Annotated in this window: 10 protein-coding genes; 1 reads left to right on the top strand and 9 read right to left on the bottom strand. The window is 33.4% G+C overall.

All coding sequences use genetic code 11. The annotated features are described in order from the left end of the window. Positions 1 to 2: 2 nt before the first annotated feature. The 9 genes from hemC to NAMH_RS02770 form a co-directional block, all read right to left on the bottom strand. Entirely contained in the window at positions 3 to 878 is an 876-nt protein-coding gene (gene hemC / locus NAMH_RS02810) for a hydroxymethylbilane synthase (RefSeq protein WP_012663576.1), read from the bottom strand. 41 nt (positions 879 to 919) lie between these two features. Then, positions 920 to 1,900 carry a porphobilinogen synthase gene (hemB, locus tag NAMH_RS02805; protein WP_015902024.1) on the bottom strand — a complete coding sequence of 327 codons (981 nt, stop codon included), beginning with the start codon at positions 1,898 to 1,900 and terminating at the stop codon, positions 920 to 922. Next, positions 1,900 to 2,922: a uroporphyrinogen decarboxylase gene (hemE, locus tag NAMH_RS02800; RefSeq protein ID WP_012663772.1), complete on the bottom strand. Its 1,023-nt coding sequence runs from the start codon at positions 2,920 to 2,922 to the stop codon at positions 1,900 to 1,902. The genes hemB and hemE overlap by 1 nt, the downstream gene beginning before the upstream one ends. 62 nt (positions 2,923 to 2,984) lie before the next feature. After that, entirely contained in the window at positions 2,985 to 4,244 is a 1,260-nt protein-coding gene (hemA, locus tag NAMH_RS02795) for a glutamyl-tRNA reductase (RefSeq protein WP_012663936.1), read from the bottom strand. Between the two features lie 2 nt (positions 4,245 to 4,246). Then, a complete protein-coding gene (locus NAMH_RS02790) occupies positions 4,247 to 6,691 on the bottom strand; it encodes a cytochrome c biogenesis protein CcsA (RefSeq protein WP_012663465.1) in 2,445 nt (814 codons plus the stop codon). Next, positions 6,688 to 7,110: a thioredoxin family protein gene (locus tag NAMH_RS02785; protein ID WP_015902200.1), complete on the bottom strand. Its 423-nt coding sequence runs from the start codon at positions 7,108 to 7,110 to the stop codon at positions 6,688 to 6,690. The genes NAMH_RS02790 and NAMH_RS02785 overlap by 4 nt, the downstream gene beginning before the upstream one ends. A 229-nt stretch (positions 7,111 to 7,339) precedes the next feature. Beyond that, entirely contained in the window at positions 7,340 to 7,894 is a 555-nt protein-coding gene (locus NAMH_RS02780; RefSeq protein WP_012663719.1) for a cytochrome c3 family protein, read from the bottom strand. 136 nt (positions 7,895 to 8,030) lie between these two features. Beyond that, positions 8,031 to 9,656 (bottom strand): sensor histidine kinase, encoded by a 1,626-nt coding sequence (locus NAMH_RS02775; protein WP_015902336.1) that lies wholly within the window; start codon positions 9,654 to 9,656, stop codon positions 8,031 to 8,033. Then, positions 9,640 to 10,290: a response regulator transcription factor gene (locus NAMH_RS02770; RefSeq protein ID WP_012663921.1), complete on the bottom strand. Its 651-nt coding sequence runs from the start codon at positions 10,288 to 10,290 to the stop codon at positions 9,640 to 9,642. The genes NAMH_RS02775 and NAMH_RS02770 overlap by 17 nt, the downstream gene beginning before the upstream one ends. A 202-nt stretch (positions 10,291 to 10,492) precedes the next feature. Between NAMH_RS02770 and napA the strand changes: the two genes are divergently transcribed. After that, positions 10,493 to 13,300 (top strand): nitrate reductase catalytic subunit NapA, encoded by a 2,808-nt coding sequence (gene napA, locus NAMH_RS02765; RefSeq protein WP_041361756.1) that lies wholly within the window; start codon positions 10,493 to 10,495, stop codon positions 13,298 to 13,300. The last annotated feature ends 1 nt before the right edge of the window (position 13,301 follow it).

Here is a 13,301-nt window from a genome sequence, read left to right as displayed (position 1 = left end):
AATTACATAAACTCTTTTGCAAATTCTTTACCTGCATTTTCCCATTCATCAAAAGATATAACAACTTCTTTTTTAATCATTTTGTCGTCTTTAAGTAAAGCCGCTTTAATTTTAATAGAATCATCTGCCATTATTTTTGCATATACGCCCACAGGAGCGTGACATCCAAGATTCAGGGTATCAACAAAATCTCTTTCAATTGTTACACAAATTTGTGTTCTGAAGTCATTTAAAGGTTTAACTGCTTCAATTACTTTAGGATCGTTTATTGTTTCGATTCCGAGTGCACCCTGTCCCATTGCCGGAATCATAATGTCGGTATCCAATACCTCAAAATATTTTACACTTTTAAGTAATCCGAGTCTTTTAACACCCGCGTGTGCCAGGATAATAGCGTCATATTTTCCGTCTTTAAGTTTATTGATTCTCGTATCCACATTTCCTCTAAGGTCTGTAATTACAAGATCATCCCTGAATGCTTTAAGCTGCATTGCTCTTCTTATCGAACTTGTACCCACAACCGCATTGTGAGGAAGTTCAGCCAAAGTTTCAAAGTTTTCACTTAAAAACACATCTTCAACCGCTTCTCTTACGGGAATAGCCGCTAATGTGAAATGATCAGTCTCATACTGAGTCGGAAAGTCTTTTAATGAATGTACGGCAATCTGTGCGTCGCCTTTTAAAAGAGCCTCTTCTACTTCTTTAATAAAAAGACCTTTTCCACCTATTTCAGCCAAAGGTTTATCAAGGATTTTATCTCCTGTTGTAGTTACTATTTTAAGATCAATTTCATGCCCTAATTTTTCAAGTTTGCTTTTTACCCATTCTGCCTGCCATAAAGCAAGTTTACTACCTCTTGTTGCAATTGTAAGTTTCATTTTCTCCCTTTATAATTTATATTTTTTTAAAAATTATACCATTACTTAAGTAATTTTGCGGCATCTTTTGCGTGATATGTGATAATCATATCCGCACCCGCTCTTTTAAATGATGTAAGTATTTCCATCATTAAAGTATCATAATCCATCCATCCGTTAAGCGCCGCTGCTTTTACCATAGAATATTCACCGCTTACATTATATACACAAAGCGGTTTTAATGTATTTTCTTTTATCTCTTTTATAATATCCATAAATGCAAGTGCAGGTTTTACCATTAAAATATCAGCACCTTCCGCTTCATCTATAATGCTCTCAAGCAGAGCTTCACGGGAATTTGCTATATCCATTTGATATGTTTTTCTGTTTTTAGGCACATATTCGTTATCTACAGGCGCACTCTCAGCCGCATCTCTGAACGGTCCGTAAAACGCACTTGCGAATTTAGTAGAGTAGCTCATAATTGGAATATGCGAAAAACCGTCTTCATCAAGAGCAGTTCTGAGTGTCTCAATAATATTATCCATCATACCGCTCGGTGCTATCATATCCGCACCCGCTTTTGCGTGAACAATTGCCTGTTTAGCGCTGATTTCAAGAGTTGCTTCGTTATCCACCGTTTTAAGGTGAGGATTTATAATACCGCAGTGCCCGTGATCCGTAAACTCGCAAAAACAAAGATCAGTTATAATCGCTATTTTGTCTCCGAATGCTTTTTTTGCAGCCCTTACGCTTCTTGCAATCAGCCCTTCTTCATCAAGTGCGTCACTGCCGCAACTGTCTTTTAGTTTAGGAATCCCAAAAAGTATCACCGCTTTAATTCCAAGGTCGATACATTCGCCTATTTCATCCAAAAACTCTTTTTCACCAAACTGATAAATTCCAGGCATTGATTTTATTTCATTTTTACCTTCAAGCCCTTCTTTAATAAATACAGGCATTATCAGATCTTCTACATGCACATGGTTTTCTCTAACCATATCCCTTAAGTTGCTGTTTAATCTTAATCTTCTCAGGTTCATTAACCTCTCCTTGTAAGTTCTTTACATAAATTTACGAAATATTTTGCATTTTCAACCGGTACATCAGGAAGGATTCCGTGTCCAAGGTTAAATATGTGTCTGTGGCCTTTCATAATTCCGGCTATTTTCTCAACTGCCTCTTTTGTAGCCGTTTTTGAATAAAGACGTGTAGGTTCCATATTACCCTGAAGTGTATAGTTGTCTTTGAAAATTCTTAAAGCATGGTCAATCGGCGTAGCCCAGTCAACACCCACAACATCAAACTCGCCATCCATCTCATCCATATAAAGCCCTACGCCTTTTGAAAATAAAATTACAGGGATATGAGGATACTTTGCTTTGATGTTTTTAGCTATCTCTTTCATATAATTCCATGAAAACTCAAAAAACTTTTCTTTCTCCAAAGCTCCTCCCCAGCTGTCAAATACCATAACAGCATTAGCACCCGCATCAATCTGTTTTGATAGGTATTCTATTGTCTCTTTTGTATTGAATGCAAGGAGCCTATGAAGCATCATCGGATTTGAATAAACCATTTTTTTAATTTTTGCGTACTGTTTGCTGCCTCTTCCTTCTACCATATAAGTAGCTATAGTCCAAGGACTTCCGGCAAATCCAATAAGAGCTTTTTCTTCAGGAAGCCTTTCCCTTATCAGTTTTACACCTTTATATACATATTCAAGCTTTTCATCAGCACTTGAATCAAGCGCTTCGATATCTTCTTCAGTGTCTATTGTTTTATCAAATACAGGTCCAACTCCCTTTTCAAATCTTAATGGAAGTCCCATTTCCATCGGAAGATTTAATATATCACTAAAAAGTATCGCCGCATCTACATCAAGTATGTCTATCGGTTGAATTGTCACTTCCGCTACCACTTCAGGATTTCTTGTCATATCAAGAAAATTTCCGATTTTTCTTCTTACTTCCATATATTCAGGCAGATATCTTCCTGCCTGTCTCATCATCCATACCGGCGTATATTCCGTCTCTTTACCAAAACATGCGTCTACAAATATCATTTATTCTCCTTTTTTTCCACTTTATAAATATTTTCCTCTTCACAACTTTACAACTTAATTATTTACTTAAAAATCCCTTTTTCCATATGATACTCACACTTATTCATATCAATATTTTCTCCGTTCATACCAAACAGTCTTTTTACAGATGACACAAGGATATCCACTTCCGCACTATCTGCCATTTTTCTAAGTGTAATATTCGGATGATGAAGAAATCTTTTAAATGCATTATGAAGCACTTTTTCCACTTCATCAGCTACTTCTGCAGGGATATATTTTTTCTTAACAGCATTTTTAAGCGCAGTATCGGCACATTCATGTGCTTTTTCCTGTAAAAATTTAATAACAGGATCGATTGAAACCGATTGAAGGTATTTTTCAAACTCATCAACACATTTTTTAATAAGCTCATTCGCACTTTCGAGTTCCTGTTTTCTTTTTTCAAGGTTTCTTTCACTGATTTCTTTTAAATCATCCACTTTGATTAACGTAATATCATCACAAGTAGGTCCTTCAATATCATTCGGTATAGCCAAATCAAACCAGAGTCTTTTAAAAGGAGTAGGTTTTACATCTTCACCTCTGATAATAGGATAGCTTGAAGCCGTGGCACTAAATAATAGCCTGTAATTATTTATAAGTTTAGGAAGTTTTTCAAGTGAATGTATATCAATATTTACATCATCTCCAAGCTCTTCTTTTAAAGCAAAAGCATTTTCAACCGTTCTGTTTACAAGTACGATATTTACACCCTCTTTTATAAGGTTTTTACAAACAATTCTTGCCGTATCACCGACTCCCACAACAACCGCACTGTAACCGCTGAGATCTTTAAGTTCCTCTTTTGCACGTCTTACCGCAATACTTGCAACTGAGACGGGTTCACTTGAGATTTGTGTCTGGTTTCTCACCTTTTTGGCACATTTAAACGAAAAATGAATAAGCCTTGTAAGATCCTGCCCGATAAAATGTTTTTCATACGCTTCATAAAACGCCTCTTTTAGCTGCCCCGTTATCTGTGTTTCACCCACAACCATCGAATCAAGTGAAGCCGCAACTTTAAAAATATGTTCAATTGCATCCCTACCTTCATAAATTTCTGCATTTACAAGCTCTTCAGGAGTTATCACCTTTTTGTATACTTTATCGTAAAGTTCTGTTAAATCATGCTTTTTATCAAATACAACTTCTATTCTATTACATGTTGAGAGCAAGAAGACTTCTTTAAAATCTTTGAAGTCTTCAAGAGTTAGCTTTGCAAGTTTACTTCTTAAAACAACATCGGAATTTCTATAGTTAAAACTAATTATAAAATACATTTTCAACCTTTTGGGTGATATTCGTTTTCTTCTAACTTAACCGGTTTTGAAACTCTTGATAAAATACCCATGATTAAAGTTACAATTACAACGGCAAACCAAGCCCCCATTCCTGCAAATATAACATTAATCCACCAATATCCGTCAGCTGTACCCTGACCGTAACTGTGAAGTCCTTGAGCAATATAGAAATTTACACCGAAATATGTCATAAGTACAAAGAAAAAGCTTAGAAAACTTAAAAGTGAAAATATAAATTCACCTCTTAGTTTCGGTATCATTTTACCGTGAATCACCAACGCATAAACAATCATAGTAATTAAACTCCATGTTTCTTTAGGGTCCCATGACCAATATCTACCCCAACTTTCATTCGCCCATACACCACCTAAAAACGTACCGATACTAAGTAGCGCCAGGCCTATATATAAGGCAATATAAATAATGTTATTTAATTGTTTAATTTGATTGTCGAGATTTTTGTATTTTCTTAATGCAAACAAAATCAAGTTAAGAGCCCCTAACATACTACCTACACCCAAAAATCCATAACTTGAAGTAATTACCGCAACATGGATAAGTAACCAGTAAGATTTCAACACCGGTACCATATTTGTAATCTGAGGATCTATATTATTTAAATGTGCAACCATCATAAACATACCCGCAACAAAAAGACCGGCACCAAGTGCAAGCATTGATTTTCTAAAGAAAATAAGAGATGCAAATGCACTACCCCAAGCAATAAATACAATAGATTCATATGCGTCCGACCAAGGAGCATGCCCGGCAATATACCATCTTAAAAGCATATTAGCAGTATGAGCCAATAATGCAAGAACACCTAATGAATAAAGTATTTTTTCAATTATAGGGAATCTTTTTTCTTTTAGAATTTCCGCAAATCCAATAAAAATCAAGATAATACCAAGAAGTGAATATACCCCGATTAAACTTGGAAATACCTGCCAGTGATTATATCTAAGTTCCCATTTGATTTTATTAGGATCCGGTAAAATAGGAGCCGAATATTCTTTTTGTATTTTATAAATGTTTTCTCTGATTTCTGCAACTTTTTTAGCATCGAAATCTCTCAACGCTTTTACTAAAGAAGCAAATTGATTCACGTAAAAATTACCTGTAAACGGATCAATTTTCTTCATCATAACCATTTGTTGTATTTCAAATGGCGAATACCATTTATAATTCTCATTTTTCGCATTCGGAGTTGGATAAATTTTAAATATTTGTCCGGTAAAAACCAAATATGATACATAAATTCTTTCATTTAATTTAATCCATTCTCTTTGTACTTTTGTTCTGTCTTTATCAGGAGTATTAAACGCATCATTTATTTCTTTTGAATATTTTAAATTGCCGTCACTTCCAAAAAAAGCGTTATAAGGTGCATATTTACCTTCGATACCAAGTTCTTTTCTTACCGCCGGATGGCCAACATATATTAAAGGTGCGTTTTGAAACACTTCAGGATAAGAAAGCATCCCGGTAATTAACTGATTGTAATTCATTCCAAGCAGTTTTGCTTTTTTAGTAATTTTATGAATAACATCCAAATCAAGAGTATCCATCGGTTTAATTCTACCGTTTTGCTGCACAAGAATAGTAGAAAACTCTTTTGCTGTATTTACTGAATTTTTGGCATATTCATCTATACTCATAGCTTTTGAAACGTTAGGCATTAATAAGAAGAATAATAAAAACGCAAAAAGCCCGCTTTTTTGTAATTTTTTAACTGTCATCATAAATCTGCTTTTTCTGTATACCATGCTCCAGAAAAATCCTATAGCTAAAAGTGCATATCCAATATAAGTAATCCACATTCCCGGGTCATGATTTACAGATAAAATACTTCCCTGCTCATCAGGGAAATAACTTGCTTGATAAAATCTGTACCCTTTATAAACTAAAATATGGTTCATATATATATGATAAGGAAAACTTTTATCACCATCTATTACAGTTACATAACTGTCATAACTACTTGGTTGCATACTTCCAGGATATTTTCTCATTACGAACTTATCAAGTTTTATTTTAAAACCTAAATCCACAACCTCTTTATCAGAAGGATGAGCTTTATTCTTAATTACAACAACTTCACCTTTAACTTCACCGTTTCTTAAAAACAGCTGTCCTTCATAACCAAAATATCTTGTAATGGCAGCACCTAATAATATTATTAATAACGATAAATGCAACACAAAAATAGGAACTTTTTTATAAGTTTTATATTTAAATAAAACCCCTACAAGATTTAAGCCTAAAAGCCACATTATTATTTCGAACCATAATGTTCCGTAAACATTTACCCAAGCATCTGTATCCGTTTTCATTAAAGTTGCACTAATCTGCGCCACTAAAAACACTAATGAAAGTACAACCATTGTTTCAAGTGAGAAAAATACACTTAATATTTTTTTTATCATTTGTTACCTTTATATTTATTATTTACATTTTTAATTATTTGTAAAAAAGCTTGAGGAGGTCTTGCACCTATCATTGAATACACTAATTCACCGTTTGGTTTTAAAAATAAAATTGTAGGAGTCGAACCGGTAAAATAATTCTGAACTGTTGGAGGTAAGCTGTCTTGATCAGCTAAATAAAACACTGCTACAAAATTGTCGTTTATGTATTTCGAAACTTCAGGATCTGTATAAACTTTTTCAGCTAAATATTTACAAGGAGGACATGTAGTTAAAGCGATATCAACCATAATCAATTTATCGCTCGATTTAGCAATGCTTTGGGCAATATTATAGTTCATAGCCCAATTTATTTTACCGCTCCAATCAACGGCAAATAAACTGCTAATCAATAAGAGGAAAACTAACAACTTCTTCATGGCAAACCTTTTTTTATGAATTTTAACAAAAATTTGACGTAAAACAACCGATTTTCCGGACTTTTTTATGAATTATGATTCACATCATAAGGAGTACTTATGAAAATATATATCTTTTACTAAAATAAAAATGCGTAATTTTGGCCCTCATATTAGGTGTCAGGCACTAATAATTAACATTAAAAAGCTTTTTTATTATAAGAAAATTTAATAAGAAAGAAAGAGAAAATTATTCTCCTTCATTTAATCTTTCAAGAAGGTTTGGATGGGCAAAATTAACCATTGTATGGTCATTATGGCAACTTACACAGCTGATATCTTTACCAGCATTTTTTTCTTTCCAGTATTGTTCGTGAGCATATCTACTTTCTTCACTCATTCCAAATGCTTTTTCAGGTTCTTTCACCATGTGGTGACATTGTAAACATGCACTATCATATACATAATGTTTCATTTCCCAGAAGTTTTCTTTAAAATCAACTCTTGAAATAATTCCGAACTGAGACAATGCGTCTTTAGTTCCGCTTATTCCTTTAGCAATTAAATAACCAATTAATGAATTTTTTGGTAAGTGACAATCAGTACAATGATGTACTGCAAAACCTTGAGGGTTATTACCACCATGAACACTTTCATGGAAACTTTCAACCATAGGCTTCATTGTGTGACAACTTGCACAGAAATTAGGTTTACCAGTTACATCTACTAATACAGCTGCTACATAAGAAATACCAAGACCAATAATCGCACCCGCTATTAACGCTCCTAATGTTGCTTTTTTCATTCTTCACCTTTAACTTTTTAGAGAATTATAAATAACAAAAGTGCTAAAAGAGTGCTAAATACGGATTCATTTATCTTACATGAATATTACATTAATGTTTAAAAATTAAAAATTAGATTAATCGTGCATAAATTATTTATTTCGTTTTATCCATTTGAATAACGAAAACAGCGCCATTTTCAGAGTTATATGCATACAGTTCTCCGTTAAAATGCTGAGTAATGATCACTCTGCTCATATATAACCCTATACCAGTTCCTTGTGATTGAAATTTTGTCGTAAAATACGGCTCAAAAATTTTATCTCTAATTTCCTCAGGAATTCCACCAGCATTATCTTCTATTTCGATAGTTTTCCCTTTTATTCTTATCCATATTTTTTTATTTTGTACATTTCTTTCCTTTAAAATATCAATCGCATTATTTATAATGTTTAATATAACCTGAGAAAACTCACTTTTATATCCTTCAATTGGTTCTGTGTTTTTAACATCAAAAATTATTTCAAGTTTGTTTTGTTTAATTCTTGCATCCATAAGCTGCAGGGCCTGTTCGATTATTTCTTTAGGGCAAAAATGTTCTTTTTTAGTATCTTTTTTGAAAAAATTTGTGAAATCATCGATTGTTTGCGACATATATTCAATTTGTGATAATGCTTTTTTTTGAAAATTTTCTAAAAATTCTTTATCAAGTTTATTCTTATTGTAAGCCATTTCAAGATTTTGAATCAAAAGTGAAAGCCTTGTAAGAGGATGCCTCCATTGATGTGCAATGTTTCCAAGCATTTCTCCAAGAGCGGCAAGTTTGCTCTGATGCATTAATAGCTGATCTTTTTCTTGCGTTTTGGCAATTTCCTCTTTAACTCTTTTATCCAAATCTCTATAGAAATTGTAAAGAGGCTTTGAGAAGAAAATACCAAGAGGTATAGCTAAGAAAACAGAAATCAATATCATAATCATTGCAAGTTTTTGTGAAACCTCATTTGTTTTGTTAATTAGTTTTTTATTCTGAATAAAAACAAGTTTAAACTTTTTATTCAAAGAAACAACATAAATGTCATTCGTAACAAACATATCGTTGGCTTTTTTAATCCTGTCTGCAAGAGTGTAAGTAAAAAGATCAAATATACTTTTCGCTTTTAAAAAATTACTATAATAAATTCTTCCTTCCTGATCAATCAATAATAAGTTATAAAAATTACTTGAATTGTTAAATAGCCTTTTAAGTGTTGACTCAAGTATAATAAACCCTTTTTTTGAATCACCTTTAATAGGGGATATTGTTTCGAAAACAAGACCTTCATTTGTCATAATCTCTTTTGTAAAAATTGATGTTTGAAGTTTAAAATCCCTAAAAATAAAATTATTTTTATCATTTTCACCACACATTATTTCATGATCAATTTTTTTACAGTAAACAATAGTTTTTCCATATTGATTTACATATTTTATTTTCAAAAAATCCCTATTGGCCGATAAAAATATTTTAAAAATAGAAGAAACAATTTCAGGATTGATTTTAAACTCATTTGAAAAAAGCTCGCTATTAGCTATTGCTAATGTGCTCTTTTTAATAATATCTTCTTTTGTTTTATATATTTGTATTATATTATTAGCAGAAATTTTTACTTTTTCCTGAAATTCCTGAGTAGAAATTTTTGTAAAGAAAAATATACTTATATATGTAACAGATATTACTATTAAAAAAGCGAATATTACAAACGCAACGGTAATATCAAACTTAAAATCATTGCTGTTTCTCAATTTTGTACCCGCTTCCTCTTACATTTTTAATAAAATTTTCTTTTAATTTGGCTCTTAATTTTTTAACCTGTGTTCTGAGAGTATTGTCGCATACGCTTTTTTCTTCCCATATATAATCTTTCAGGGTTTCCATATCCACAACCTGACCGATATTTTTAACTAATATCTCCAAAAAGTATTTTTCATTCGGTGTAAGTTCTACTTCTTCACCTTTGTAAAACAGTTTAAGATTTTTTACATCAAATTCATAATCATCCGTAATTTTAACCGAGTTCGTTTTTTTAAAAACAAGTCTTTTAATACGTAATTCAAGCTCTTTTAGTTCAAAAGGCTTTTTAATATAATCCGCCGCACCTATTTCAAAAGCTTTTTCAACATGATCCATATCCGAATATGCAGTAATAAATATAACCGGTACGTCGCTCGCGTATCTTTTGAGTTCATCATAAAACTCATATCCGTTCATTTCAGGCATGTTAATATCCAATAAAAATATATCATAATGACTTGGATATACTTCTTCTAACGCTTTGGAAGGTGAAGAATAATAATCTACTCTATTATCTTGAAGTTCTAAATAATCTTTTATGCTTTCCCCGATAAATTCATCATCTTCAACTAAAAGAATTTTCATAAAAAAACCTTTTTGGATTTATTATATCAAAAAAAAATTTAATATAAAATATTACATATATATTACAAAAATTTGATGTTTTTTAATTAAAAAAGTGCCATTAATGTGCCTTTTTAATAGATAACAATCCAAAAAAAGTAATATTTAAGTTAAAAAGTTGTATCATTACTATGTAAAAAGCTAAAAAGGAGTGCTTATGTCAATGAATAGAAGAGAATTTCTAAAAACAACAGCAGCGGCGGCAGCAGCAAGTGCAGTTGGAATCTCAATTCCAAGTGAAGCTAAAGCGGCAGCTGAAAATACTCAAGCCGGATGGCAATGGGATAAAGCGGTTTGTCGTTTCTGTGGTACCGGATGTGGTATTATGGTTGCGGTTAAAGACGACAAAATCGTAGCGGTTAAGGGTGACCCTGAAAGTCCAGTTAATAGAGGTATTAACTGTATTAAAGGTTACTTCAACGCTAAAATTATGTACGGTGCGGACAGACTTACTCAACCGTTATTAAGAATGAATGACAAAGGTGAGTTTGACAAAAACGGTAAGTTCAGACCAGTAAGCTGGAAAAGAGCTTTCGATGAAATGGAAAAACAATTTAAAAAATATTACAATGAATTAGGTCCTACTGGAGTTGCGGTATTCGGTTCAGGACAGTATACAATTCAAGAAGGTTATGCAGCGGTTAAATTAGTAAAAGCTGGATGGAGAAGTAACAATATCGATCCGAACGCAAGACACTGTATGGCAAGTGCGGTTGTTGGTTTCTATCAGACATTCGGTATCGACGAACCTGCTGGATGTTATGATGATATTGAAATTACTGATACAGTATTTGTTTGGGGTGCAAATATGGCGGAAATGCATCCTATTCTATGGTCAAGGGTATCTGATGCAAAACTAAACAACCCTGATAAATACTTTATTGTTAACTTATCTACATATAGAAACAGATGTTCAAACCTTGCAGATATGGAAATCATTTTCAGACCTAATGCTGACCTTGCAATTATGAACTATCTTGGTAGAGAAATCCTTAAAAGAAATGCGGTTAACTGGGATTTCGTTAAAAAACATACTATCTTTGCAACAGGACATGCAGATATCGGTTATGGTATGAGAAACCCTAACTCTCCACATGTTACAGATAAAGAAAGAGACACAGTAGCAAAACAGGTTGCAAAAGTAGTAACCGAAGAAGAGGCTGTAGCTCTTAGTCCTATCGGTAAATGGAAAGCCGGAGATGAAATGCAAATGACTCATACTGCTGGTAAAAAACCTTTCTGGCACTGGCAAATCAGCTTTGATGATTTCAAAAAAGCAGTTGAGCCTTATACTTTAGATTATGTAGCTAAAGTAGCTAAAGGTGATCCTGATGAATCACTTGATAGCTTCAAAAGAAAACTTCAAAAACTTGCAGACCTTTACTGTGATCCAAACAGAAAAGCACTATCTTTCTGGACAATGGGATTCAACCAGCACGTAAGAGGAAGCTGGATCAACGAACTTGTATATATGGTTCATTTATTACTTGGTAAACAATCACAGCCTGGTAGTGGTGCGTTCTCATTAACTGGTCAGCCAAGTGCATGTGGTACAGCAAGAGAAGTTGGTACTTTCGCACATAGACTTCCTGCGGATATGCTTGTAGGTAATCCAAAACACAGAAAAATTACTGAAAAAATGTGGAAAATACCTGAAGGAACACTTAACCCTAAAGTTGGTAGCCACTTCTTAAAAATCATGAGAGACATTGAAGACGGTAAAATCAAATGGGCTTGGGTACACGTAAACAACCCATGGCAAAATACTGCAAATGCTAACCACTGGATTAAAGCAGCAAGAACTATGGATAACTTTATCGTAGTAAACGAAGCATATCCTGGTGTATCAGCAAGGGTTGCAGACTTAATTTTACCGGTATCTATGATTTATGAAAAATGGGGAGCATACGGTAATGCTGAAAGAAGAACTCAACATTGGAGACAACAAGTAACACCTCCAGGTGAAGCAATGCCAGATTTATGGACTATTATGGAATTTAGTAAAAGATTTAAATTAAAAGAAGTATGGAAAGCTCATCCTCAAGCTAAATTACCAAGCGTACTTGATAAAGCTCAAGCTATGGGATATGATCCAGAAATGACACTATTTGACGTATTATTCAACAGACCTGAATATCGCAAAAACTTCCCATGGCCAGATCCAATTGCTAAAAACCCTCAAACAGGTAAACTTCATGCAAATACTGAAGCTGGAGGAGACGGAAGAACTATTATTGGTGCTGACGGTAAAGAATGGAAAGGTTACGGATTCTTCGTTCATAAAGCATTATGGGAAGAATACAGAAAATTCGGTCTTGGACATGCTCACGACCTTGCAGATTTCGACACATATCATAAAGTTAGAGGTCTAAGATGGCCTGTAGTTAACGGTAAAGAAACAAAATGGAGATTTAATGCTGAATACGATCCATATGCAAGAAAATATGCAAAACCTGGTGAAAAATTCGCATTCTACGGTCCATTACTTAAAGCACTTAAAAGAGGTGACCTTAAAGGACCTAAAACTAAACAAAAATATAGCCTAAAAAATAAAGCGAAAATTTTCTGGAGACCGTTTATGGTTCACCCTGAAGATCCAAAATACGATACAAAAGGTTACAACTTCTGGCTATGTACAGGTAGGGTACTTGAACACTGGCATAGTGGTACTATGACTATGAGAGTTCCTGAACTATATAGAGCAATGCCTGAAGCATTATGTTACATGAACCCTAAAGACGCTAAAGAGTTAGGTCTTAACAGATTCGATTTAGTTGTAGTTGAATCAAGAAGAGGTAAAGTTAAAGCAAGAGTTGAAACAAGAGGAAGAAACAAACCGCCAAGAGGACTTGTATATGTTCCATGGTTTGACGAAAAAGTATTAATTAACAAAGTTTGTCTTGACGCAACTTGTCCGTTAAGTAAAGAGACAGACTACAAAAAAGCGGCAGTTAAAGTATATAAAGCTTAAG

Origin of the sequence: Nautilia profundicola AmH (genome assembly GCF_000021725.1) — a bacterium.
In the GTDB taxonomy this organism is placed as follows: Bacteria; Campylobacterota; Campylobacteria; order Campylobacterales; family Nautiliaceae; genus Nautilia; species Nautilia profundicola.
The sequence above is the reverse complement of the archived record's forward strand: the minus strand, read 5'-3'. Positions and strand labels throughout refer to the sequence as shown.